This window comes from Pseudoroseomonas ludipueritiae (assembly GCF_014490445.1).
GTDB classification, from domain to species: domain Bacteria; phylum Pseudomonadota; class Alphaproteobacteria; order Acetobacterales; family Acetobacteraceae; genus Pseudoroseomonas; species Pseudoroseomonas ludipueritiae.
The window spans coordinates 1-24,008 of record NZ_JACTUZ010000059.1 but is presented as its reverse complement, the minus strand read 5'-3'; the positions used below and the strand labels follow the sequence as shown (position 1 = coordinate 24,008).

At 69.3% G+C, this 24,008-nt stretch carries 26 protein-coding genes; 20 read left to right on the top strand and 6 right to left on the bottom strand.

From position 1 onward, the window contains the following. Positions 1-142 precede the first annotated feature (142 nt). From IBL25_RS14015 to IBL25_RS14005, 3 genes are all read right to left on the bottom strand, one after another. Positions 143-1,672 carry a glucan biosynthesis protein gene (locus IBL25_RS14015; RefSeq protein WP_238940421.1) on the bottom strand — a complete coding sequence of 510 codons (1,530 nt, stop codon included), beginning with the start codon at positions 1,670-1,672 and terminating at the stop codon, positions 143-145. Positions 1,673-1,775: 103 nt separating this feature from the next. After that, positions 1,776-2,417 (bottom strand): carbonic anhydrase, encoded by a 642-nt coding sequence (locus tag IBL25_RS14010; RefSeq protein ID WP_187779166.1) that lies wholly within the window; start codon positions 2,415-2,417, stop codon positions 1,776-1,778. Positions 2,418-2,470: 53 nt separating this feature from the next. Beyond that, on the bottom strand, positions 2,471-3,550 hold the full coding sequence (locus tag IBL25_RS14005) for an imelysin family protein (RefSeq protein WP_187779165.1): 1,080 nt from the start codon (positions 3,548-3,550) through the stop codon (positions 2,471-2,473). A gap of 229 nt (positions 3,551-3,779) precedes the next feature. On the opposite strand from IBL25_RS14005, the gene IBL25_RS14000 reads away from it, so the two are divergent. From IBL25_RS14000 to IBL25_RS13990, 3 genes are all read left to right on the top strand, one after another. Continuing rightward, positions 3,780-5,972 (top strand): TonB-dependent receptor, encoded by a 2,193-nt coding sequence (locus IBL25_RS14000; RefSeq protein ID WP_367615609.1) that lies wholly within the window; start codon positions 3,780-3,782, stop codon positions 5,970-5,972. Between the two features lie 81 nt (positions 5,973-6,053). Further along, positions 6,054-6,734 carry a Fe2+-dependent dioxygenase gene (locus IBL25_RS13995; RefSeq protein WP_187779163.1) on the top strand — a complete coding sequence of 227 codons (681 nt, stop codon included), beginning with the start codon at positions 6,054-6,056 and terminating at the stop codon, positions 6,732-6,734. Positions 6,735-6,836: 102 nt separating this feature from the next. Then, positions 6,837-8,345, top strand: coding sequence for an argininosuccinate lyase (locus IBL25_RS13990; protein WP_187779162.1), 1,509 nt, complete (start codon positions 6,837-6,839; stop codon positions 8,343-8,345). 45 nt (positions 8,346-8,390) lie between these two features. Here the strand turns inward: IBL25_RS13990 and IBL25_RS13985 are convergent, their stop codons facing one another. Continuing rightward, complete coding sequence (locus tag IBL25_RS13985; RefSeq protein WP_187779161.1) at positions 8,391-9,596, bottom strand: Zn-dependent hydrolase; 1,206 nt, start codon at positions 9,594-9,596, stop codon at positions 8,391-8,393. Positions 9,597-9,685: 89 nt separating this feature from the next. On the opposite strand from IBL25_RS13985, the gene IBL25_RS13980 reads away from it, so the two are divergent. From IBL25_RS13980 to IBL25_RS13905, 16 genes are all read left to right on the top strand, one after another. Then, the gene (locus IBL25_RS13980) at positions 9,686-10,096 is read left to right on the top strand and encodes a RidA family protein (protein WP_202986772.1); all 411 of its coding nucleotides are present in this window, start codon (positions 9,686-9,688) and stop codon (positions 10,094-10,096) included. Between the two features lie 96 nt (positions 10,097-10,192). Then, positions 10,193-11,275, top strand: a complete 1,083-nt coding sequence (gene queA, locus IBL25_RS13975) for a tRNA preQ1(34) S-adenosylmethionine ribosyltransferase-isomerase QueA (protein WP_187779159.1) — start codon at positions 10,193-10,195, stop codon at positions 11,273-11,275. Then, positions 11,272-12,396, top strand: a complete 1,125-nt coding sequence (gene tgt / locus IBL25_RS13970) for a tRNA guanosine(34) transglycosylase Tgt (RefSeq protein ID WP_187779158.1) — start codon at positions 11,272-11,274, stop codon at positions 12,394-12,396. The genes queA and tgt overlap by 4 nt, the downstream gene beginning before the upstream one ends. Then, positions 12,393-12,857 carry a preQ(1) synthase gene (gene queF / locus IBL25_RS13965; protein ID WP_187779157.1) on the top strand — a complete coding sequence of 155 codons (465 nt, stop codon included), beginning with the start codon at positions 12,393-12,395 and terminating at the stop codon, positions 12,855-12,857. The genes tgt and queF overlap by 4 nt, the downstream gene beginning before the upstream one ends. Continuing rightward, the gene (gene queG, locus IBL25_RS13960) at positions 12,844-13,890 is read left to right on the top strand and encodes a tRNA epoxyqueuosine(34) reductase QueG (RefSeq protein ID WP_367615608.1); all 1,047 of its coding nucleotides are present in this window, start codon (positions 12,844-12,846) and stop codon (positions 13,888-13,890) included. Before queF ends, queG begins: the two co-directional genes overlap by 14 nt. Further along, the gene (queC, locus tag IBL25_RS13955) at positions 13,887-14,585 is read left to right on the top strand and encodes a 7-cyano-7-deazaguanine synthase QueC (protein ID WP_187779155.1); all 699 of its coding nucleotides are present in this window, start codon (positions 13,887-13,889) and stop codon (positions 14,583-14,585) included. The genes queG and queC overlap by 4 nt, the downstream gene beginning before the upstream one ends. Before the next feature lie 64 nt (positions 14,586-14,649). Then, on the top strand, positions 14,650-15,207 hold the full coding sequence (locus tag IBL25_RS13950) for a VUT family protein (RefSeq protein WP_187779154.1): 558 nt from the start codon (positions 14,650-14,652) through the stop codon (positions 15,205-15,207). 59 nt (positions 15,208-15,266) lie between these two features. After that, positions 15,267-16,079 carry a RibD family protein gene (locus IBL25_RS13945; protein WP_187779153.1) on the top strand — a complete coding sequence of 271 codons (813 nt, stop codon included), beginning with the start codon at positions 15,267-15,269 and terminating at the stop codon, positions 16,077-16,079. Then, positions 16,076-17,035, top strand: a complete 960-nt coding sequence (locus tag IBL25_RS13940) for an MDR/zinc-dependent alcohol dehydrogenase-like family protein (protein WP_187779152.1) — start codon at positions 16,076-16,078, stop codon at positions 17,033-17,035. The genes IBL25_RS13945 and IBL25_RS13940 overlap by 4 nt, the downstream gene beginning before the upstream one ends. 26 nt (positions 17,036-17,061) lie before the next feature. After that, positions 17,062-17,460, top strand: coding sequence for a 6-pyruvoyl trahydropterin synthase family protein (locus tag IBL25_RS13935; protein WP_187779151.1), 399 nt, complete (start codon positions 17,062-17,064; stop codon positions 17,458-17,460). Next, positions 17,460-18,503 carry a glycosyltransferase family 4 protein gene (locus IBL25_RS13930; RefSeq protein WP_187779150.1) on the top strand — a complete coding sequence of 348 codons (1,044 nt, stop codon included), beginning with the start codon at positions 17,460-17,462 and terminating at the stop codon, positions 18,501-18,503. The genes IBL25_RS13935 and IBL25_RS13930 overlap by 1 nt, the downstream gene beginning before the upstream one ends. Beyond that, positions 18,500-19,393 carry a class I SAM-dependent methyltransferase gene (locus IBL25_RS13925; RefSeq protein ID WP_187779149.1) on the top strand — a complete coding sequence of 298 codons (894 nt, stop codon included), beginning with the start codon at positions 18,500-18,502 and terminating at the stop codon, positions 19,391-19,393. The genes IBL25_RS13930 and IBL25_RS13925 overlap by 4 nt, the downstream gene beginning before the upstream one ends. Before the next feature lie 20 nt (positions 19,394-19,413). Continuing rightward, a complete protein-coding gene (gene otnK / locus IBL25_RS13920) occupies positions 19,414-20,667 on the top strand; it encodes a 3-oxo-tetronate kinase (protein ID WP_187779148.1) in 1,254 nt (417 codons plus the stop codon). Further along, the gene (gene otnC / locus IBL25_RS13915; RefSeq protein WP_187779147.1) at positions 20,664-21,296 is read left to right on the top strand and encodes a 3-oxo-tetronate 4-phosphate decarboxylase; all 633 of its coding nucleotides are present in this window, start codon (positions 20,664-20,666) and stop codon (positions 21,294-21,296) included. Before otnK ends, otnC begins: the two co-directional genes overlap by 4 nt. Positions 21,297-21,306: 10 nt before the next feature. Further along, a complete protein-coding gene (locus IBL25_RS13910) occupies positions 21,307-21,687 on the top strand; it encodes a methylglyoxal synthase (RefSeq protein ID WP_187779146.1) in 381 nt (126 codons plus the stop codon). Beyond that, a complete protein-coding gene (locus IBL25_RS13905) occupies positions 21,687-22,178 on the top strand; it encodes a GNAT family N-acetyltransferase (RefSeq protein WP_187779145.1) in 492 nt (163 codons plus the stop codon). Before IBL25_RS13910 ends, IBL25_RS13905 begins: the two co-directional genes overlap by 1 nt. On the opposite strand, the gene IBL25_RS13900 is transcribed toward IBL25_RS13905, so the two are convergent. Together IBL25_RS13900 and IBL25_RS13895 are read right to left on the bottom strand one after the other, a co-directional pair. Beyond that, positions 22,144-22,605 carry a GNAT family N-acetyltransferase gene (locus IBL25_RS13900; RefSeq protein WP_187779144.1) on the bottom strand — a complete coding sequence of 154 codons (462 nt, stop codon included), beginning with the start codon at positions 22,603-22,605 and terminating at the stop codon, positions 22,144-22,146. The genes IBL25_RS13905 and IBL25_RS13900 overlap by 35 nt on opposite strands. Then, positions 22,602-23,591: a 2-hydroxyacid dehydrogenase gene (locus tag IBL25_RS13895; protein WP_187779143.1), complete on the bottom strand. Its 990-nt coding sequence runs from the start codon at positions 23,589-23,591 to the stop codon at positions 22,602-22,604. Before IBL25_RS13895 ends, IBL25_RS13900 begins: the two co-directional genes overlap by 4 nt. A 127-nt stretch (positions 23,592-23,718) precedes the next feature. Here IBL25_RS13895 and IBL25_RS13890 point away from each other — a divergent pair. After that, a partial coding sequence (locus tag IBL25_RS13890; RefSeq protein ID WP_187779142.1) for a hypothetical protein occupies positions 23,719-24,008 on the top strand: 290 nt, incomplete at its 3' end.

The following is a 24,008-nucleotide window of genomic DNA, read 5'->3' as shown; positions in this document are numbered from 1 at the left end:
AGCCAGCTGGCCGCGGGGCGCGAGGGCAGCCCGCCGGGCCGCCGCGCCGGGCGCGCGCGCAGCGACTGCACGGGCATCTCCAGCGGCGCTTCCGGTGGGAGTGCCTGCCAGCCCCTGTCGATGCCGGCGCCATCCATGGCCGTCAGGCTGTCCAACGGTAGAGCCAGGTTTCAGCCAGCGGCTGCGTGCCGCTCCGCAATTCCGCCCGCAACTCGATGCCGCGGATATCCCCCGGCGCCAGTTCGAAGGCGATGCGCCAGCCGCCGCTTTCCGGGTTGCGATAGGCCACGGGATTGCGGATCTCGCCCTGATTGGCGGTGACGATCAGCTCCGGCTTGGCATCGGCGGGCAGGTCGCGCAGGGCGCCGCCCTCGGCATCCAGCACGAAGTAGCGCAGGCCCTGCTGGGTGCCGGCACCGGAGTAAACAGCCGTGATGCGGCCCAGGCCCGGGTCCACCGGCGCCTCGTTGCACCAGTGCATGCGGAAGGTGTAGCGGTATTCGCCTTTGGCCTTCAGCGGGTCCTTCGGGCGCCAGAAGGCCACGATGTTGTCGTGGATCTCGGTATTGGTCGGGATCTCGACCAGATGGACCGCGCCCTGCCCCCAATCCCCGATCGGCTCGATCCAGAGGCTCGGCCGCTTCTCGTAGCGGGCCTCCAGGTCCTCGTAGCTGGCGAAGTCGCGGCGGCGCTGCATCAGGCCGAAGCCGCGCGGATTGACATCGCTGAAGATGGAGACCTGCAGGTCGCGCGGGTTGTTCAGCGGGCGCCAGATGCGCTCCCCCCGCCCGGTCAGCATCAGCAGCCCGTCGCTGTCATGCACCGCCGGGCGCCAATCGTCGCGGCCGGCGCGGTTGAGCGGGGAGAACCAGAACATGCTGGTCAGCGGCGCCACGCCCACGGTGGTGATATCCGTGCGGGGATAGACGGTGGATTCCACGTCGAAGATCGTGGTCGGCCCCGGGCGGATGGCGAAGCGGAAGGCGGCGGCGCAGGAAGGGCTGTCCAGCAGCGCGTGCACGGTGATGGCGTTCACGCCCTCCCGCGGCTTTTCCACCCAGAACGAGCGGAAGAGCGGGAATTCCTCGCCCTTCGGGTCCGCCGTGTTCAGCGCCAGGCCGCGCGCGGAAAGGCCGTAGATATGCCCTTTGCCCAGCGCGCGGAAATAGCTGGCGCCCAGGAAGGCGCAGACCTCGTCGTAATATTCAGGGCGGTTGATCGGCGCATGCAGGCGGAAGCCGGCGAAGCCGAGATCCTCGTTCGGCGGCCGCTGCATGTTCTGGAAGGTGAAAAGGTCGGGGTTGTAGCGGACAGGCCGCGCCCTCCCCTCCGACACCTCGAAGATCTCCACCCGCGGCTTGTACAGGAAGCCCCGGTGGAAGAGCTGCATCTGGAACGGCAGCCCTTCCGGCCGCCACAACGATTGGTCGGGGCGGAAGCGGATGTCGCGGTATTGATCGTAGCCGATGTCGCTCAGCGGCGCCGGCAGGCTTTCGCTGGGGGCCTTGTAGGCCTCGGCTGCCAGCGCACGTGCGGCTTCGCGCACGGTATTGCCGTCAAAAGGCGCTTCCGCCGGACCAGCAGCCTGCGCCTCGGACAGATGTGCCGTTTCCTCCGCTATGAAAAGCGTCGACAGCGACAAGGCTCCGAGCAGGGCATCGCGGCGCTTCAAGATACAGATACTCCTCGTCTCAGGCTGCCAGCGAACATCCCAGGCGCGGCGGAGTTGCGGCCATCTTGGGTCTGGAATGCGGCATGCTGTGGCGCGGCAACGCTCAAGCCGGGTAAAAGTTGCCGTCGTCTTTTAATAAGGTGAGGACGCCGGAGCGGATATCGAAGCTGCCGCCGTAGAGGCGCAGGCTGCCCTCGGCCAGCCGTTCCGCCACCCAGGGAAAGCTGCGCAGGTTGCGGAGCGAGAGCTTCACCGTTTCCTGCTCGCAGGCAGTCTGTGCATCCACGGGGTCGCAGGCCAGGGCACGGCTACGGGCCTCGTTGGCGATACGCATCCAGGGTGCGACGAAATCCCGCGCGCTGTCGGGGAAGCCGTTGAGCAGGGCATGGACGCCGCCGCACATGGCATGGCCCAGCACGATGATGCGCGGCACCTGCAGCACCCGCACGGCGAATTCCAGCGCGGCGGAGGTGCCGTGGTAATCGCCATCCGGCTTATAGGGCGGCACCAGGTTGGCCACGTTGCGGATGATGAACAGTTCCCCCGGCCCGGCGCCGAAGACCATCGCCGGGTCCACCCGGCTGTCGGAGCAGGAGATCACCAGGGCGCGCGGATGCTGGCCATCGCGCGCCAGGGTTTCGAAGAGCTTGCGCCGCTCCGGCCACACGGTTTCTCGGAACTGGCGATAGCCGGCGAAGAGGGTTTCGAGACCCTCGTCCTCGGTGGGATTGGACTGATCGGACATGGGGGGCTGCTCCTGCTCCCGATGCGTCCGCTTGTCCAGCCTTTCAGGCCCGATCAGTTCGCTTCCAGCGGCGCGACGGCCGAGGGGATGCCCAAGGCCGGCGGCAGGCGCTCCGCCAGCAGGTCCCGCAGGGCGGTCGCCTGCGCCTGCAGGGCCATGATACGGCCGCGTCGCTCCGGGTCCGCCAGGGCATGCTCTATCGGAAGAGGCAGCGCCTCGGCGGCGGCGGCGGCGCTCTCGAAGGCGCGGGACAGCAACGTGGCCAGTTCCCCCTGCCCGTCCTTTTCCAGCGCCGGGCCGAAGCCGCCACGGAACATCGCCCGTGCCGCCGCGACATTGGCGGCCAGCTCGCGGCCGGACAGCTCCGCCCGCCAGGATTCCAGCCGCTGCGGCTGGCCACTGGACAGCGCCTCGGAGAGCTTGCGCCCCGCCACGCCCTCCAGCGCCCCGTGCATGGCGCGGAACAGCTCCAGCGTGGCCTCCTTGGGTGAGGCATAAGGCGCGCGCGGCTCGACAATCACGGCGGCATAGGGGTTGGGGCCGGTGCTCCAGCCTTCCAGCATGTCGCGTGCGATGGCGGCCAGGGTCGCGCCCACCGCGCCCAGCAGCGCGGCGCGATAGGCGGCCTCGGCATCGCCGGCCGCCAGCCGCAGCGCGGCGGCATCGCCGAAGAGCAGCCGCTCGGCGGCGGGCAGGCCGAGGGTGGTGATGTTGGAGAGGGATTCCGGCCGCACCTCCAGCAAGGCCGCGTCCCGCCGCGCGATGGCCTCGCCCAGGTCCCGGCCCACGGTATCCTGCGGGTCGGGCCAGATCTGCACGCGCTGGTGGCGGCTGAAGAGTTCCGCCGGGCCGAAGCGCAGGTGGCGCACCCCCTGCCAGGCGAGCATCGCCTCCCCCCAGCCCTGCCGTGCCGCCTGCAGCGCCGTGGCTTCGGCAGGGGCCTTGGCCAGGGCCGCGAGATTGGCCGCGAAGCTGGTGGCGGCGGCGGCGAAGGCGCGGTAGCCGGGCAGCACCGCCGTCTCCACCACGGCGCGGTTCAGGGCGCGCAATGCCGCATCGTCAGGCACCGCCAGTGCCACGCCTGGCGCCAGGAGAAGGGCTGGGGCAGCGACAATCAGCATGCGGCGATGCATGGGAACAGGGCTCCGGGCAGGTGGCGCCGCCGCGAGGCCGGCGGAGGGAAGGCCATCGGCCGCCATCCCGCCTTCAGCATGCCATAGCACGGCCCGCGCGACACTGTGTCCCTGCGGCAACAACCCGTCCAATCCTGTTCTGGCCACGTTGACGCTTTCTGGTGATAATCATAATGAAAATCATTCTTAGTTGTCCGGAGCGGGTCTGATGAGCAGGCGGCAGAGCTTGGTGAGCACGGTGTCTCAGGCGGCGATGATGGCGGGTGTCGCCATGGCGCTGCCAGGCACGGCAGAGGCGCAGACCGCGGCGCCCGAGGGCACCGTCGTGCTGCCGAACATCGACGTGCAGGCGAACGCCCCGGCCAATACGCTGAAGCGCGGCAATGCCGTCAACCGCCTGCCCGGCACGGTGCAGGACACGCCGCAGACCATCAATGTGGTGCCGCGTGAGGTGCTGGAGCAGCAGAACGTCACCACGCTGGAGGAGGCGCTGCGCAACGTCCCCGGCATCACGATGAGCGCCGGCGAGGGCAATGGCGGCGTCACCGGCGACCAGTTCCGCATCCGTGGCTTCTCCGCCCAGAACGACATCTATGTGGATGGCCTGCGCGACTTCGGCGCCTATGTGCGTGATGCCTTTACCTATGAAGATGTCTCCGTCCTGAAGGGCCCCTCCGGCTACGCCCTGGGCACCGGTTCGGTGGGCGGCGGCGTGGCGATCAATTCGCGCCTGCCGCATCTGGGCAACAGCCTCGGCGCCACGGTCACCGGCGGCATGGGCCCCTTCGCCCGCGCCACGGCCGATGCGAACTACCAGTTCAGCGACACCGGCGCCGTCCGGCTGAACCTGATGGGCCAGTCCGCCCGCGCGGTGGACCGCAACACCGGCAGCGGCCATCGCTGGGGCATCGCGCCCTCCATCGCCTTCGGCCTGGGCACCGACACCACCTTCTCGCTCGAATATCTGCACTACGAATACGACCAACCGACCGATGCCGGCATCCCTGTCATCTCTTACTCCAACGGCCGCTACAGCACTCCCGCCACCGAGCTGGGGCTGGGGCGCAGCACCTGGTACGGCACCAGCAACGACCGCGACAAGGTGCAGGTGGACCGCGTCACGGCCCGCCTGTCGCATGAGCTGAACAACTGGCTGACGCTCTCCAACGATTTCCGTGTCGGCTGGTACGACCGCGACTTCGCCTTCTCGCCCATCTCCTGCAATGCTGCCTGCTCGGCAGAATTCCTGCGCGGCGGCAATCCGCTCATTGCCACGACCGGCGGTGTCAGCCCCTATAAGCAGAGCAACTGGTCCATCCAGAATGTCGCCACCGCCACGGCCCGGTTCACCACCGGCCCGCTGCGGCATGAGTTGACCGCCGGCTTCGACATCTGGCACGAGGAGCTGAACCGCAAGGGCTACAGCTACACCTCTGCCCGCCCGGAGATCAGGATGTGGGGCGGCGGCGGCAACGACATCTTCCAGAGCGTCAGCGCCAACGCGACCAACTTCCGCGACACCGAGACGACCGGCTACGGCATCTTCGTCAACGAGCGGCTCTACCTGATCCCGGAACTCTCGGTGATCGGTGGCCTGCGCTGGAGCCGTTATGAGGTGGATTACAACGCCGGCACCCCCGGCGTCGCCACCGGCCGCACCAGCATCGACACCGGTGTGGATGTCTGGGACCCGCGCGTGGCCGTGGTCTTCGAGCCGACGCGCAGCCAGACCTACTACGCCAGCTACTCGACTTCCTCGACCCCACCAGGTTCCTATTTCACCACCTTCCCAGCGGCTGTGGGTCAGTTCCGCGACAGCTTCAAGCCTGAGCGCAACACGATCTATGAGATCGGCGCCAAGGTCAGTGTGCTGGACAACGACCGCCTTGGCCTCTTCGGCGCGCTCTACCGCATCGACAAGGACAATTCGCTCCAGTCCGACCCGGTCAGCGGAGATGCAATCCAGACCAGCGACAAGCAGCGCAACCAGGGCCTGGAAGTGGGCGTGACCGGCCAGATCCTGCCGAACTGGAACTTCAACGCCGCCTATACCTACATGGATAGCGAGACGACGGAATCGACCACGCCCGCCAACCGCGGCAAGCGCGTGCAGTATGTGCCGGAGCACGCGGCCTCCCTCTGGACCACCTATGAGTTCAACCGGAACGAGCCGCTGAACCTGACGGTGGGCGGCGGCATCACCTGGCGCAGCAAGGTCTTCCTGGATGCGGCCAATACCGCCCAGGCGCCGTCCAACTTCGCGCTGGACGCGGTGGTCTCCCACCGCATCAACGACAACCTCCGCCTGCAGGTGAATGGCTACAACCTGACCAATGAGCTGAACTACACTGCCCTCTTCGGCGGGCGCGTGGTGCCCAGCCCCGGCCGGACCGTGCTGGTCTCCCTCGCCGCCGAGTTCTGAGCCGGCGCAAGCGGGTCAATGGGAACGGGCCGCCTTGCGCGGCCCGTTTTCCGTTGCCGCCACCAAGCAAAGGATGCCGCCATGCTGATCCGTATCCCCCAGCTCCTCTCCCCCGCCGAGGTGGCGCATTGCCGCCAGGTGCTGGAGGCCGCCGCCTGGGTCGATGGCCGCGTCACGGCCGGGGAGCAGGCCAGCCAGGCCAAGCTGAACCTCCAGGTGCCGGAGAATTCGCGTGAGGCACGGGAGCTGGGCGAGCTGGTGCTGCGCGCGCTGGGGCGGAACCCGACCTTCACCTCCGCCGCGCTGCCGCTGCGGGTCTATCCACCAATGTTCAACCGCTACGACGCCGGCATGACCTTCCGCGCGCATGTGGACAATACCATCCGCTACGTGCCGGGCGGCGGGCGGCTGCGTGCCGATGTCTCCTCCACCCTCTTCCTGACGCCGCCGGAGGATTACGACGGCGGCGAGCTGGTGATCGAGGATACCTATGGCACGCAGCAGGTGAAGCTGGCGGCCGGGGACCTGGTGCTCTACCCGGCAACTTCCCTGCACAGCGTCAACCCGGTGACGCGCGGCAGCCGCTGGGCCAGCTTCTTCTGGACCCAATCCATGGTGAAGGACGATGGCCAGCGCGCCCTGCTCTATGGCCTGGACAACGGCATCCGCCAGACCCGCGCCGACCTGCCGGACGACCATCCCGGCGTGCTGGCGCTGACTGCGACCTACCATAACCTGCTGCGGCAGTGGGTGGAGATGTGATGGCCGCCTGAGCGCCGCCACCGCTCGCGGTGACGTGCCGTTGCTTCCCTGGCGCAAGCCAAGCCATCTGGCGACCATCAGCCGCATCATGATGGAGGAAGCATGTCCCGGTTCAGATCCTACCTCGGAGCCCTCGCCCTCTCCGCCTGCGCGCTGCCGGCCCTGGCGCAGCAGCCCACGGCCCGCGACGAGTTCTTCTGGCTGGGCGAGATCAACAAGGCCACCGCCGTCATCAATACCGATGAGGGTCTGCTGGACCGGTCGGTGGCACCACGCATTGCCGCCGGCCTCGCCGATGTCCTGAAGGCGGGCGCGCAGCCGGGTGGCAAGCGCCCCTCCAGCGTCATCACCTTCGAGCCGCTGTTGATCGAGGCGGCAGGAGTGGAAGCGACGCTGCTGCATGCCGGGCGCTCCAGCCAGGACATGCATGCCACCTACCGCGCCGCCATCATCCGCGACGACCTGCTGAAGCTGGCCGAGCAGCTCCACAAGACCACGGCCACGATGGTCGGGCTGGCGGAGAAGCATGCCGGGACCATCGTTCCCAACTACACCAATGGCGTGGCGGCGCAGCCCAACAGCTTCGGCCATTACCTGCTCGGTCATGTCGCCGGGCTGGAGCGGGACGCGCAACGCCTGCGGGAAGCCTTCGCGCGGGTGGACCGCTCCCCCATGGGCACCACGGTGCTGAACGGCACGAGCTGGCCGCTGAACCGGGAGCGGATGGCGCGCTACCTCGGCTTCCCGGCGGTGGTGGAGAATGCCTATGACGCCGGACAGATCTCCTCGGCCGAGGAACCGGTCGAGGTAGGGGCCGTGGTCACCAGCATCGCCCTGCATGCCGGCGCCTTCATCGAAGACATCATGACGCAGTACGCGCAGTCCCGCCCCTGGATCCTGCTGCAGGAGGGCGGCGGCAATACCTATGTCTCCAGCGCCATGCCACAGAAGCGCAACCCGGGCCTGCTGAACGATACGCGCAGCCAGGCCTCCACCGTGGTATCGCTGGCCATGGGCCGCGTGATGCAGGCCCATAACATCACCCCCGGCATGTCCGACCCCAAGAGCGTGCGGGACAATTCCGCCATGGTCGCCGCCACGCTGCGGATGTTGCAGGGTTGGGACCGCATCCTGAACGCCCTGGTCATCAGCCCGGAGCGGGCGCTGGAGGAGCTGAACAGCGACTGGACCGCCTCGCAGGAACTGGCGGATGTGCTGATGCGGAAGTACCGCCTGCCCTTCCGCGTCGGCCACCACTTCGCTTCCGAGATCGTGGACCATGCCAAGAACCACGACATCAAGCCCACCGACTTCCCTTATGAGGAAGCGAAGCGCATCTATGCCGCGACCCTGGCCGAGATGAAGGTGGAAGGCGGCGAGCTGCCGATGAGCGAGGCGGAGTTCCGCTCCACGCTCGACCCCGTGGCCATCGTGCGCAACCGCGCCACCAGCGGCGGCCCGCAGCCGGCCGAGATGACGCGCATGCTGGCCGGGGCGCGGCAGGCGCTGGGGCAGCAGGAAGGCTGGGTCCGCGAGCAGCGCGGCCGGATCGACACCGCCCTGGCCTCGCTGGACGCCGACTTCACCAAGCTGGTGGACGGCACCCGCTGAGAGTGTCGCGCGCCGGGCCGCGAGCCCGGCGCGCCGAAGCCGCGCTCAGCCCAGGCCGAGATAGCGCGCGGCGCCATCCACCAGCACCTGGGCGCCCAGTGCCAGGTCCTCATCGCTGGTGTTTTCCGCCCAATGGTGGCTGATGCCGCCAATCGAGGGCACGAAGAGCATCACCGCCGGCATCTGCTTGGCCAGGTATTGCGCGTCATGCCCGGCGCCGCTGGGCATGCGCTGCCACTGGCCGGGCGCCGCCGCCTCGGCCGCCGCGTCCAGCGCCGCCATCATCGCCGGGTCGCTCAGCGCGGGCCTGGAGCGGCTGACCACATGCAGGGTGGTGGCGCAGCGTTCCCGCCGGTTGCTTTCCTGCACCAGCCGCCGCAGCGTCGCCTCCATCCGCTCCAGCGTTTCCATCGAGATGTCGCGGAACTGGAAGAGGATGTCGGCCTTGCCCGGGATGATGGAGGGCGCGCCGGGGTCGAGGGTGATGCGCCCGGCGGTCCAGGTGGAACGCTCGCCGCAGATGCGGGGAAATTCCTGGTCGATGGCGGCCAGCAGGCGCACGGCCGTCAGGCCCGCATCCTTCCGCTCCGCCATGGTGGTGCCGCCGGCATGGTCCTGCTGCCCTTCCACCACCAGCCGGAACTGCCAGATGGCGACGATGCCGGTGACGACGCCGATGCGCAGCCCGGCGCGCTCCAACTGCGTCCCCTGCTCGATATGCATCTCAAAGAAGCCCTTGTAGCGGCTCGGGTCGATTTGCAGGCGCGGCAGGCCTTCCAGCCCGGCGGCGCGCAGCGCGTCCCGCAGCGGCGTGCCATCGGTGCGGTTGCGGCTGCGGTCGATCTCTTCCTCCGGCAATTCGCCGATGATCGACTTGCTGCCGAGGAAGCCGCCCTCGAAATGCCCTTCCTCATCCGCGAAGGCGCAGACATCCACGGGCAGGCCCGCCCGTGCCATGGCCAGGGCCCCGACGACGCCCAGCGCGCCATCCAGCCAGCCGGCCTCGTTCTGGCTCTCGATATGACTGCCGGCGAGGATATGCGGGCCAGGGCCGGTATGGCGGCCGAAGACATTGCCGATGCCGTCGATGGAGGGTTCCAGTCCCACCTCCCGCATCCGCTCCATCAGCCAGCGGCGGGATTCCATGTCCTGCGGGCTATAAGTCGGCCGATGCACGCCGGTCTTGAAGGCGCCGATCTTCCGCAGGTCGTAAAGGTCCTGAAGGAAGCGGGCGGTATCGGCTTGCGGCATGGTGACGCTCCAGCTGGTGTGTTCGCGCGGGCCAGGATGCAAATTCCGCGCCGCCCGCCGGCTTTCAGCTTCGGCGTGGCAATGCCACCATGGCCGTTCTTTCCAAGGGAGCCAACGCCATGCTGACGCATTACCCGCCGAACGAGCCCGAGCGCATGCCACCGCTGTCGCTGGCGGTGCGGGCGGGAGACCTGCTGTTTGTCTCCGGTGCCGGGCCTTTCGACGAGAACTGGCAGATCGCCAAGGGCGACTTCCCGGCGCAGATGCGCGCGGTGCTGGCGGATCTCGACCGCACCCTGGCGCGTGCGGGCACCGACCGCAGCCGCATCGTGAAGGTCAATGTGCTGCTGACGCGGGAGGAGGATATCCCGGTCATGAACCGCCTTTATGCCGAGTGGTTTGGCGCCCCGCCCTTCCCCGCCCGCACCACGGCGGTGGTGAAGGCCCTGCCCGTGCCCGATTTCCTGCTGGAGATCGAATGCGTGGCCGCCGTCGGCTGAGCCCCGCGCAGCAGTAAAGCCCGGCGGGCAGCCCTGCCCTGCCGAGGCTTTGCTTGCCTTCCGCTCTCCCCTCCGCTACCGCCCGGGTCGAATCCCATGACCCAGACCGATGCCCCCGCCCTGCCCGCCCTGCGGGCCGAGGATTTCGATTTCGCCCTGCCCGAGGCCCTGATCGCGCAGGAACCCGCGCGCCCGCGCGATTCCGCGCGCCTGTTGGTGGTGGGCGCGGAAGGCACGCGCGACCTGGGCGTGGCCGATCTGCCCAGCCTCTTGGCACCGGGCGACCTGATGGTGGTCAACGACACCCGCGTCATTCCCGCCCGCCTGCATGCCCGCCGCGGTGAGGCGCGCGTCGAGATCATGCTGAACCGGGCCGAGGCCGGTGGCACTTGGCACGCCCTGGTGCGCGGCGCCAAGAAGCTGCGCCCCGGCGATGTGCTGGCCATCGAAGGCGCGCCGGAACTCGCGCCGCGCGTGGTGGAACGGCAGGACGGCGGTGCCGTGCTGCTGGATTTCGGCCCGGACCAGGCGCTGCTGGCCGCCGCGCTGGAAAAGGCCGGCGAGGTGCCGCTGCCGCCCTATATCGCCCGCCCGGACGGCCCGCGCCCCGAGGACCGGGACGACTACACCCATCTTTTCGCCCGCCAGCCCGGCGCGGTGGCGGCGCCGACGGCCAGCCTGCACTTCACCCCGGCGCTGATGGAGGCGCTGGCGGCACGCGGCGTCGGGCAGGTGGAGGTGACGCTGCATGTCGGCGCCGGCACCTTCCTGCCCATCCGCACCGAGGACCCGCGCGCCCATAAGCTGCATTCCGAATGGGGCGAGGTGACGGAAGAGGCCGCCGCCGCCATCAATGCCACCCGCGCGCGCGGCGGGCGCATCGTCGCCATCGGCACCACGGCGCTGCGGCTGCTGGAAAGCGCGGTGGATGAGAAGGGCGTGGTGCATCCCTTCCGCGGGCTGACGGATATCTTCCTGCTGCCCGGCCACCGCTTCCATTCGGCGGATGTGCTGCTGACCAATTTCCACCTGCCGAAGTCGAGCCTCTTCATGCTCGTCTCGGCCTTCTCCGGCACCGCGCGGATGCGCGACGCCTATGCCCATGCCATCGCGGCCGGCTATCGCTTCTATTCCTATGGGGATGCGAGCCTGCTGTTCCGGGAGGATTCCGCCCAGTGACGCTCTCCTGGAACTGCCAGTGCCATGACGGCAAGGCCCGCGCCGGCATGCTACATACCGCGCATGGCGATGTGCCCACGCCGGTCTTCATGCCTGTCGGCACCGCCGGCACGGTGAAGGGCATGACGGCCGACGCCGTGCGCTCCACCGGCGCCCGCATCGTGCTGGGCAATACCTATCACCTGATGCTGCGCCCGGGCGCGGAACGTGTCGGCCGGCTGGGCGGGCTGCACCGGATGATGGACTGGCACGGCCCGATCCTGACGGATTCCGGCGGCTTCCAGGTGATGTCGCTGTCCAAGCTGCGGAAGCTGGACAAGGACGGCGTAACCTTCCAGAGCCACATCAACGGCGAGCGCTTCCGCGTGACGCCGGAGCGCAGCATCGAGATCCAGCATCTGCTGGATTCCGACATCACCATGTGCTTCGACGAATGCATCGAATACCCGGCGGTGCATGCTGAAGCAGCGCGCGCCATGCGGCTCTCGATGGACTGGGCCGCGCGCTCCCGCGCCGCCTTCACGCCGCGGGAGGGCTATGGCTTGTTTGGCATCCAGCAGGGCAGCACCTTCGAGGATCTGCGCGCGGAAAGCAGCAAGGCGCTGACCGAGATCGGTTTTGAGGGCTATGCCATCGGTGGCCTGGCGGTTGGCGAGGGGCAGGAGGAGATGTTCCGCACCCTCGACTTCTGCGCGGACATGCTGCCGGAGACGCACCCCCGCTACCTGATGGGCGTCGGGACACCGAGCGACATCATCGGCGCCGTGGCGCGTGGCGTAGACATGTTCGACTGCGTCATCCCCACCCGCTCCGGCCGCACCGGCCGCGCCTATACCAGCCGGGGCGTGCTGAATATCCGCAACGCCAAGCATGCCGAGGATACCGGCCCGCTGGACCCGGAATGCGATTGCCCCGCCTGCACCCGGCATTCGCGCGGCTATCTGCTGCACCTGTTCAAGGCGGGCGAGATGCTCGGGCCGATGCTGCTGACCTGGCACAACATCCGTTACTACCAGAACCTGATGGCGCGCATCCGTGCCGCCATCGTCGCCGGCCGCTTCGCCCAGGAAGCGGAGATCATCCAGGCCGGCTGGACCACCGCACAGGAGACCGCCGCATGAGCAGCCACGATGTTTCCGGCCTGACCATGCTGGGCCAGAACACGCAGCAGCCCGCCACCCCCGAGGAAGCGGTGCTGGAGCGCGTGCCCAACCCGCATCCCGGCAGCCGCTACTGCGTGCGCTTCACGGCGCCCGAATTCACCTCGCTCTGCCCCATCACCGGCCAGCCCGATTTCGCGCAGCTGATGATCGACTACGTGCCGGGCGACTGGCTGGTGGAGAGCAAGAGCCTCAAGCTCTACCTGACCTCCTTCCGCAACCACGGCGCCTTCCATGAGGCCTGCACGGTGGGCATCGGCCAGCGGCTGGCGGAAACGCTTTCCCCGGTCTGGCTGCGGATCGGCGGCTACTGGTACCCGCGCGGCGGCATCCCGATCGATGTCTTCTGGCAAACAGGCGAGGCACCGGCCGGCGTGTGGATTCCGCCGCAGGACGTGCCCAACTACCGTGGCCGCGGCTGACACAACCGCGCTGATCCGCGCGAAAGCGCTGGAGATCGGCTTCGATGCTGTGGGCTTCGCGCCCGCGCATCTGGGGCCGGAAGTGCGGGCGCGGCTGGATTCCTTCCTGGCCGCCGGCATGCAGGGCGAGATGGGTTGGCTGGCGGACCGCGCCGAGCAGCGCGCGCATCCACAGGCGCTGTGGCCGGAAGCCGTCTCCGTCATCGCCCTCGGCATGAATTACGGGCCGGAGGAAGACCCGCTTTCCATCCTGTCCCAGCCTGACCGTGGCGGCATCAGCGTCTATGCCCGCCACAAGGATTACCACGACATCGTCAAGAAGCGGCTGAAGGTGCTGGGCCGCTGGATGATGGAGCAGTGGCGCGAGCAACAGATAAAGGTCTTCGTCGATACCGCGCCGGTGGCTGAGAAGCCCCTGGCGCAGCAGGCCGGGCTGGGCTGGCAGGGCAAGCACAGCAACCTCGTCTCGCGCGAATTCGGTTCCTGGCTCTTCCTGGGCGAGATCTACACCACGCTCGACCTCGCGCCCGACGCGGCGGAGGTGGACCATTGCGGCAAATGCACCCGCTGCCTGCGCGCCTGCCCGACCGATGCCTTTATCGGCCCCTACCGGCTCGATGCCCGGCGCTGCATCAGCTACCTGACCATCGAGCATAAGGGCCCGATCCCCGAGGAATTCCGGGCGAAGATGGGCAACCGCATCTATGGCTGCGACGATTGCCTCTCCGTCTGCCCGTGGAACAAGTTCGCGCAGCACGGGCGTGAACCCGGGCTGATCGCGCGGGAGGACCTGACCGCGCCACGCCTGGCGGAGCTGGCAGTGCTGGATGACGCATCCTTCCGCACGCTGTTCAGCGGCTCTCCGGTCAAGCGCATCGGGCGGGACCGCTTCGTGCGGAACGTGCTGATCGCCATCGGTAATTCCGGCATCCCGGCCTTGCGGGACGTGGCGGCGGGCCTGTGCGATGATCCGGCCGAAGTGGTGGCCGATGCCGCGCGCTGGGCCGTGGCGAGACTGGAGACAAGAGAATGAGTGACGGCGCGCTGGTGCTGTTCAGCGGCGGACAGGATTCCGCCACCTGCCTGGCCTGGGCGCTGGAGCGGTTTTCCCATGTCGAGACCATGGGCTTCGACTACGGCCAGCGCCACAAGGTGGAACTGGAATGCCGCGCCGCCTTTCGCGACAACATCGCCACGCGCTTCCCGCATTGGGCGCCGAAGCTGGGCGATGACCATACGCTCAAGCTCGATGCCCTGGCGGCCGTTTCCGACACTGCCCTGACGCGGCAGACGGAAATTGCCATGCAGGAGAACGGGCTGCCCAATACCTTCGTGCCGGGCCGCAACCTGATCTTCCTGACCTTCGCCGCCGCCCTGGCCTATCGGCGTGGGCTGCGCCACATCGTCACCGGCGTCTGTGAGACGGATTTCTCCGGCTATCCCGATTGCCGCGACGACACCATCAAGGCGCTGCAGGTGGCGCTGAACCTCGGCATGGAGCAGCGCTTCGTGCTGCACACGCCGCTGATGTGGATCGACAAGGCGGAAACCTGGCGGTTGGCGGAACGGCTGGGCGGCAACGCGTTGGTCGATTCCATCGTCGAGGATACCCATACCTGCTACCTGGGCGACCGCGCGCACCGTCACCCCTGGGGCTATGGCTGCGGCACCTGCCCCGCCTGCGAGTTGCGCGCCAAGGGCTATCGGGAGTATCGAGCCTGCACCTGACGCGCGGGGGTTCGCCGCGCGGCAACACGCGGATGCACCCGCCCCGTCCTGGGAAAACTCGCAGATGACCGATACCCGCCGCCTGGAGGGCTTCGCGGCCCTCATTGCCTTCGGCCTCACCATTCCCGCCGCCAATTGGCTGATCGGCAATGCCGGCACCGTCTGTGCCCCGGATGGCCCCTGCCTGATCCCGGTGGCGCCGGGCGTCATGGCGCCTTCCGGCGTGCTGATGATCGGCCTCGCGCTGGTGTTGCGGGACCTGGTGCAGCGGCGGCTTGGCCTGGGCTTCGCCTGGATCGCCATCCTCGGCGGCACCATCCTGTCCGCCTTCCTGGCGCCGCCCTCCCTGGTGCTGGCCTCCACCGCCGCCTTCCTGATCAGCGAGACGGTGGACCTCGCCGTCTATACGCCGCTGCAGAAGCGCAACCTGGTGCTGGCGGTGCTGGCCTCGGGCCTCGCGGGTGTGGTGGTGGATAGCGCGGCTTTCCTCTTCATCGCTTTCGGCGACATGTCCTTCCTCTCCGGCCAGGTGCTGGGCAAGCTCTGGATGGTGCTGCTGGCCCTGCCGCTGGTCTCCTGGCTGCGCCGTGCCGATGAGCGGCGGGGCGTCCAGCCCGCCTGAACCGCCCGCCTCGCGCGCAGGGTGGCACCGCCGCCGCCGCTGCGGCATAGAATGGGGCGATGCACAGCCACCGCCTCGACGCCGCGCGGGACGACTCGACCTGGGAAGCCCTGCTCCGCCAGCGCGGGGGCCTGAGCGGCGCAGCGCTGCCGCAGGGCGGCATGGCCGGCCTCTTCGCGCCGGTGCTGGCCCCCGGCACCGCCGCCGATGGCTGCATGGTGCTGGGCCGGCTGGCACAGACGCTGGATGGGCGCATCGCCACCGCATCCGGCTCCAGCCAATGGATCGGCGGCCGGGGGGATATCCTCCACACCCACCGCCTGCGCGCCCTCTGCCATGCCGTGGTGGTGGGCGCCGGCACCGTGCGGCACGACAACCCCCGCCTGACCACGCGCGAATGCCAGGGCCCCAACCCACTGCGGGTGGTGCTGGATACCAACCGCCGCCTTGGCACCGACTACGGCATCTTCGCCCCGGGCGGCCCGCCGACCCTGCTGGCCTGCGCCGAGGATGCCGGTGGCGCCGAGACCCATGGCGCCGCCGAGGTGCTTCGCCTGCCCCGCGCCCCTATCGGCGGGCTGGACCTACCGGCCCTGCTGCGCCTCCTGGCGGCGCGGGGGCTGACTCGCATCTTTGTGGAAGGCGGCGGGCTCACCGTGTCCCGCTTTCTGGCCGCCGGTTGCCTGGACCGGCTGCATGTCACGGTGGCTCCGGTGCTGCTGGGTTCCGGCATCCCCGCCTTCACCCTGCCGGAAGCCGCGCGCATCGCCGATGGCCTGCGCTTCACCTGGAGCGTGCACAACCTGGGGGAGGACATCTTGTTCGACATCGCCCTGCACCGCGCCCGCCCCGCCGTCTGCGAGGCACCATGAGGGCCCGCGCCTTCTGGATCACCGCCCCCGGCCGGGGCGAGATCCGCGAGGAAACCTTGCCCGTCCCCGGCGCCGACCAGGTGCTGGTGCGCAGCCTGGCCAGCGGCATTTCGCGTGGCACGGAGCGGCTGGTCTTCGAGGGGCATGTGCCGCGCAGCCAATGGCAGGCCATGCGCGCGCCGCTGCAGCAGGGCGAATTCTCTTTTCCGGTGAAGTACGGCTACGCCACCGTGGGCACCGTGGCCGATGGCCACCGCGTCTTCTGCCTGCACCCGCACCAGGACCTCTTTCTGGCGCCACGCGAGATGTGCATCACCATCCCCGATGCCGTGCCCAATGCCCGCGCCGTGCTGGCCGCCAACATGGAAACCGCCCTCAACATCGCCTGGGACGCCCGCCCGCTGCCGGGGGAACGCGTGCTGGTGGTGGGCGCTGGCGTGGTGGGGCTGCTGACGGGCTGGCTGCTGGGCCGCATTCCTGGCACGGTCGTGACCGTGGTGGATACCGACCCGGCGCGGGAAGATGTGGCGCGGCGCCTGGGCCTCCGTTTCGCGCTGCCCCAGGCGGCGCCGGCGGAGCAGGAGCTGATCGTCCATACCTCCGCCAGCGCCGCCGGCCTGCGCTGCGCGCTCAGCCGCGCGGCCTTCGAGGCCCGCATCCTCGAAGCCTCCTGGCATGGCGACAAGGAAGTTGGCTTGCTGCTGGGCGAGGCTTTCCATGCCAGGCGGCTGCAACTGATCTCCACCCAGGTCGGCAACGTCGCCCCCGCCATGCGCGGCCGCCGCACGCATGCGGAGCGGATGGCCCTGGCGCTGTCCCTGCTGGCGGAGCCGGCGCTGGACGCGCTCTGCGGCCCCACCCTTTCCTTTGGCGAGCTTCCGGCGCGATATGCCGCCATCCTTGGCCCGGCGGCGCCGGGAGAGGTTGCGCCGCTCTGCCCCGTCGTCACCTACTGATCGGACCAACCTGAAGAGATGCCTGCATGTACAGCCTGACCGTCGCCGACCATGTCATGGTCGCCCACAGCTTCAAGGGCGAGGAATTCGGCCCGGCGCAGCGCGTGCATGGCGCCACTTTCGTGGTGGAGGCGGAGTTCCGCGCGCCGAGGCTGGACCGGCTGAACCTGCTGATCGACATCGCCGCCGCGCGCGTCGAGCTGCGCCGCATCCTGGATGGCTTCGACTACAACAACCTGGACGATCTGCCCGAATTCGCCGGGCAGAACACCAGCACCGAGTTCCTGTGCAGCTTCATTCACGGCAAGCTGGCCGAGGCCATCCGCGCCGGCCGCTTCGGCGAGGGCGCGAAGGGCGTGGAATCCATCAAGGTGCTGCTGCGGGAAAGCCCGCTGGCCTGGGCCGCCTACGAGGCCCCGCTCTGATGAAGCTCGCGCTGCTGGTTCCTGGCCCTTTCAGCATCGTCTCCGGTGGCTATGGCTATGACCGCCGGCTGGTGGAGGGCTTCCGCGCCGCCGGCCATGAGATTGAGGTGGTGGAGCTGGGAGGCCGCCACCCGCTGCCCGATGCCGCCGCCGAAGCTTCCGCCCGCGCCGCGCTGGCGAGCATTCCGGACGACACGCGCATCATTATTGATGGCCTCGGCCTGCCTTCCTTCGCACCTTTGGTGGAAGAACTGGAGCGCCGCCGCGCCATCGGCCTGATCCACCACCCCACCGCCATCGAGCCCGGCGTGCCGGAGGAAGACCGCGCGCGGCTGAAGAAATTGGAAAAGCTGCTCTTCCCGCGCATGGCGCGACTGGTGGCGACCTCGCAACTGACGGCAGACCGCCTGCCGCTGGAATTCCCCGTCACCGCCGAGCGTATCGGCGTGGTGGAGCCGGGCACCGACCCGGCGCCGCGTTCCCAGGGTTCCGGCGGGGCGGGCTGCGCCATCCTGGCCGTGGGCGTGCTGACGCCGCGCAAGGGGCATGACGTGCTGCTGCGCGCATTGGCGCGGCTGACCGACCTGGAATGGAGCCTCACCATCGCCGGCGGCCCGCGCGACCCCGTGCATGCCAAGACCCTCGTCGCGCTGGCGGAGGAGCTGAACATCGCCAACCGCGTGACCTTCGCCGGTGAGGTGCCGCAGGAGGAGCTGGAGCAGCTTTATGCCCGCACCGACCTTTTTGCCCTGGCGACCTATTGGGAAGGCTATGGCATGGCGGCGGCGGAAGCCCTGGCGCGCGGCCTGCCGGTGGCCATCACCGCCGGTGGCGCCATCGCCGATGTGGTGCCGAAAACAGCGGGCGTGATCGCGGCGCCGGGGGATGTCACCTCCCTGTCCCGCGCCATGCGCCGACCGATCTTCGACACCGGCCTGCGCGCCGAGATGGCCGAGGAAGCCTGGAAAGCCGGGCAGGCCCTGCCCCGCTGGCCCGACCGCGCCACCGCCTTCCTGGCCGAGATGGAAAAGGCCGGCGCATGAGCGAGGGCTTCGACGCCGAATGGCTGCAACTGCGCGAGCCCTTCGACGGCCGCGCGCGTTCCGTGCCGCTGGCGCTGCTGCTGGCGGATGCGCTGCCGGTCCGGCCGCGCATCATCGACCTTGGCGCCGGCACGGGTTCGCTGTTCCGCTGGCTGGCACCTTATATCGGGCGCACGCAGATCTGGACGCTGGTGGATTCCAGTGCCGCGCTGCTGGACCGTGCCTTCGACGACATCGCCGAGGCCGCCGAGCGCGTGGGCTGGATGGTCACGCTGCCCAAGCCGCAGATCATGCTGGTGCACACGCCCGTCGGCGTCTGGCGCGTGGAAGCGCAACTGGCGGATCTGGCGGATGCACCCGGCAACCTGAGGCTGGATCAGGCGGATGGCGTGGTCAGCAGCGCGCTGGGCGACCTCGTCTCCCGCCCTTGGGTGGCGCGGATGGCGGCGGCGCTGCAGGTGCCCTTCTATGCCGCGTTGAACGTGGATGGCCATGAGGGCTTCTTCCCGCCGCACCCCAAGGACAGGCTGGTGGCACGCGGCTTCCGGCGTGACCAACAGCGCGACAAGGGCTTTGGCGGCCACGCCCTGGGGCCGGAAGCGCCGGGCATCCTGGCGCAGGCTTTCCGTGCGCGCGGCTTTTCCGTCACCACGGCCCCCAGCCCCTGGCGCATCCCCGCCGCCACGCCCGCCATGGCGGAAGCCCTGGCTGATGGCCATGCCGATGCCGCGATCCGCGCCCTGCCCCGTGTCCTGGCTCCGGCTGTCGAGGAATGGCGCAAGGCGCGCCAGTTGCAGGCCGCGCGCGGCGTCCTGGTGGCGCGCGTCGGCCATACCGATGTGCTGGCGCTGCCGCAGGCCACGCCGAAGACTCCACGGGTCATCAACTAGAAGAAACGGGACAGAACGCCATGCCTATCCTCGGCTGCATCGCCGACGACTTCACCGGGGCCACCGACCTCGCCGCCATGCTGGTCGCGCACGGCATGACCACCGTGCAGGTGATCGGCGTGCCGGAAGGTCCGCTGCCGGAAGCCGATGCCGTGGTGGTGGCGCTGAAGTCCCGCACCGCGCCGGTGAAGCAGGCGGTGACCGAAAGCCTCGCCGCCTGCGAGGCGCTGCTGGCCGGAGGTGCGCGGCAGATTTTCTTCAAGTACTGCTCCACCTTCGACAGCACCGATGAAGGCAATATCGGCCCGGTGGCCGATGCGCTGATGCGGCGGCTGCACGCGGGCTTCGCCATCGCCTGCCCCGCCTTCCCGGCGAATGGGCGCAGCATCTACCAGGGCCATCTCTTTGTCGGCGACAAGCTGCTGAACGAAAGCGGCATGGAGAACCACCCGCTGACGCCAATGCGCGATGCCAATCTGGTGCGCGTGCTCTCCCGCCAGACCGATGGCGGCGTCGGGCTCGTGCCCTTCAGCGCGGTGGACCAGGGCGAGGCCGCCATCCGCCGCGAATTCCACCGGCTGCGCGACGCCGGCCGCCGCTATGCCATCGTGGACGCGGTGACGGACTCGCATCTGCATGCCATCGGCTGTGCCTGCGCCGAACACGCGCTGGTCACCGGCGGTTCCGGCATCGCCATGGGCCTGCCGGAGAATTTCCGCCTCCAGGGCCTGCTGCCGGAACGCGAGGATGCAGACGAACTGCCGGAAGCGCGCGGCACCATGGCGGTGATCGCCGGTTCCTGCTCCCGCGCCACGCTCGCGCAGATCGGCATGGCGCGGGACCATGTGCCTGTGCTGGAACTGGACGCGCTGGCCACGCCGGATGCGGCGGCCCTGGCCGCGCAGGCGCGTGGATGGGTGCAGGGCAAGCTTTCCGAGGACCGGCCGGTGGTCATCGCCGCCTCCGCCCCACCGGAAAAGGTCGCGGCCTTGCAGGAAAAGCTCGGGCGCGAGGCCGCCGGCGTGCTGGTGGAAGAAGCGCTCGCGACCATCGCCGCCGACCTCGTCGCGGCCGGCGTGCGGCAATTGGTGGTGGCAGGTGGCGAGACCTCCGGCGCGGTGGTGCAGCGGCTGGGCGTCACCTCGCTCCGCATCGGGCCGCAGATCGACCCCGGCGTGCCCTGGACCTATGCCGAGCCCGCCGGCCTGCACCTGGCGCTGAAATCCGGCAATTTCGGCGCCCGGGACTTCTTCCTGAAGGCCTTCAGCGCATGACGGAGCAGGCACTCCGCGAGGAGCTGGCGCGCCTTGGCGCCAGCCTCTTCGCCCGCGGATATTCGGTCGGCAGCGCCGGCAATATCAGCGTGCGACTGGAGGACGGCTATCTGATGACGCCGACCAATTCCTCCCTCGGCAACCTGGACCCGCGGCGCATCAGCCGGCTGGACCGGGACTGGCAGCATATCGGCGGCGACAAGCCTTCCAAGGAAGTCTTCCTGCACCGCGCGGTGCTGACGGCGCGGCCGGAGGCCGGCGCGGTGGTGCATCTGCATTCCACCCATGCCACCGCCATCGGCTGCCTGGCCACGCCGGGCGAGCCCGCGCCCATCCCGCCGCTGACGCCCTATTTCGTCATGCGCATCGGCCGCAGCCTGCCCGTGGTGCCCTATTACCGCCCCGGCGACGCGGCGATGGAGCCAGCGGTGCATGCTGCCGCGCTGGAAGCGCGTGCGATGCTGCTGGCCAATCATGGCCCCGTCGTCTCCGGCAAGACGCTGGTTGATGCCGTCTATGCCGCCGAGGAACTGGAGGAAGCCGCCCGGCTGGCGCTGATGCTGCGCGGCATGCCCGCCCGCACATTGACTCCGGCGCAGGTGGACGACCTTCTCTCCACCTTCGGATAAAGGATGCAGCATGCCCCTGAAGCTCGCCCTGGTCGCGCATGACCGCATGAAGCCCGCCCTGGCTGAATGGGCAGCGCGGCATACGGCGGAACTGGACCGGCACAAGCTGGTCTGCACCGCCACCACCGGCGGCGTGCTGCGGGAACGCAACCCGGCGCTGGATGTCACCACCGTCAAGAGCGGCCCTTTGGGCGGCGACCAGCAGATCGGCGGCATGATCGCGGAAGGGCAGATCGGCGCGCTGATCTTCTTCCCGGACCCGCTGGCACCGCAGGCGCATGACGTGGACGTCAAGGCGCTGCTGCGCATTGCCCTGGTCTATGACGTGCCCTGCGCCTTCAACCCGGCCACGGCGGATCTGCTGGTGGCGGGCGGGCTGCTGGCGCGCTGATGGCCTGGAGCCCGCTCCGCGGCATCGAGGTCCGTGGCGCCGTGCCGGCGGATGCGGCCGATGTCGCGCGGCTGATGGGGCAGCTCGGCTATTCCATTCCGCCACAGGAGGCCGCTGAGCGGCTGGCGCAGGTGCTGCGGGACAACCATGGCACCCTGCTGGTGGCAGCCGATTACGGCCCGTTGGTGGGCCTGATTGCCCTGCATTGGGCACCCATGCTGCAAGACCCGCGCCCCGTTGCCCGCATCACCACCCTGGTGGTGGATGAGGCGGAGCGCGGGCGCGGGGTCGGCCGCCTGCTGCTGAAGGCGGGCGCGCAGGCGGCGCGGCAGGCAGGCTGCGACCTGTTGGAGCTGACCACCGGCACCCAGCGGGAGGAAGCGCATGCCTTCTACCGCGCCCAGGGCTTCGTCAGCACCTCCCTGCGCTTCTCCCGCAGCCTGCGGCGCAACCGCCCTACAGCGACGCCGCAGAATCCAGGCGAAGAATAAAGGAGCGCCAGCCCGGCTCCTCCGCAATGCGCTGGTAAAGCGCCAGCGCCGCATGATCCTCCGGCGGCACGAACCAGCGCAGATGCGTCCAGTGTCGCTGCCGCCCGAGCGCCTGAAGCTCCCCGATCATGCCGCGCGCGATGCCCCTGCCCCGCGCCTCCGCCCGCACGAAAAGATCGTCGAGCTGCCCGCAGCGGCGGGCGAAGACCGCTTCCGGCAGGTCGTAGAACAGCGCGAAGCCCAGCGCCTCCTCACCCTCGAAGGCGGCCAGGATCTCGGTGCGCGCATCCGCCTGCAACAGCGCCAGGGCGGCACCGGGGGCCAGCGCGGCATCGCCGGCCAGCACCCCGCGCATCTCCGCCGCATAGGCATCCAGCAGCGCGCCGATCGGCGCCCGCTCCCCCGGCGGCAACAGCCGGATGATCACGGCAGCACCGAGAGGTCGATCTCGTTCTCCAGCGTGCCGTCGCGGAAGAAGCGGCCGAGATTGGCCGTGGCGCCTTCCACCTTGGCCAGCATGGCATCCAGCGTACCGGCGGCGATATGCGGCGTCAGCACGGCATTCTCCAGGTGCAGCAAAGGGTTGTCGGGGCGCGGCGGCTCCGGCTCGAAGACATCGATGCCGGCGGCGCGGATGACACCGGCGGAGAGCGCGCGGGCCAGCGCGGCTTCATCGACCACAGCGCCGCGGGCGCAGTTCACCAGAATGGCCTCCGGCTTCATGGTCGCCAGGCTCTGGTCGTTGATGATGTGCTTGGTGGCCGGCGTGGCCGGCAGGTGCAGCGTGACCACATCGGATTCCCGCAGCAGCACATCCAGCGGCACGCGGCGGAAGCCCAGCGCCAGTTCCAGTCCTTCCGGCAGTTGCACCGCCGGGTCGGCGTAAAGCCCGCGCACGCCGAAGGGCTGCAACAACGCCGCCACCGCCGAGCCGATGCGACCCATGCCGACGATGCCCACGGTGCGCCCACGCAGGTTGCGCGAGATGGGGCGGATGGCGGTGCCCAGCCACTCGCCACGGCGCATGGCCGCATCGGCGCGGGGAATGTGGCGCAGGCAGGCGAAGATCAGCGCCAGCGCATGCTCGCTGACCACTTCCGGCGTGCCGAGTGGATTGATGGCAAGGCGGATACCACGCTCCCGCAAGGCCGCGATCGGCGTCTCCCCTTCCCAGCCCACGCCCTGGTGCTGCACCAGGGACAGGCGCGGCGCCAGCTTCACCCATTCGGGTTTCAGCACGGCGGGCGCCACGATCACGGCATCCGCGATTGCCAGCTTTTCAAGGCGCTCCGCGTCGTCATTGGCGGAGAGCGTCAACAACTCGGAGCCTTCCGGCATACGGGCGCGCCACAGGGCATAAACTTTCTCGGGCGCGTGGCTGAGGTAAAGGACGCGCCGCAGATTGTCGCTCATCTGATTCTCCCCAATCGGCGCAGGCTAGGGGATGCGCGCGCATGAAAAAAGGCGCCTCCGTTGCCGGTGGCGCCTTCTTTCATCCTGCCGAGCGGCTTAGTTGCCGTTCAGCTCTTCCGGAAGCGAGTTGCCTTCCGCGGCCGGGGCGGGCGGCGACACGCTCTCCGCGGCGGCCGCGCTGTCCATGCCGGAGTCAGCGGCCGGCATCTCCGGCGCCTCCGCCTTCTTGCGAGAGCGGGTGCTGGAAGACTTCCGCGGCGCGCTGCGCTTCACCACGGTCTCGGTGATGGTCAGGGTTTCCACCGCCTCCGGCGCGGGGGTAGCCGCCGCCTTGCCGCGGCGGGTGGTCGCCGGCTTGCGCGCGGTGGCCGCCTTCTTCGGCGCCGCCGCCGTCTTCCTGGCCGCCGCCGGCTTGCG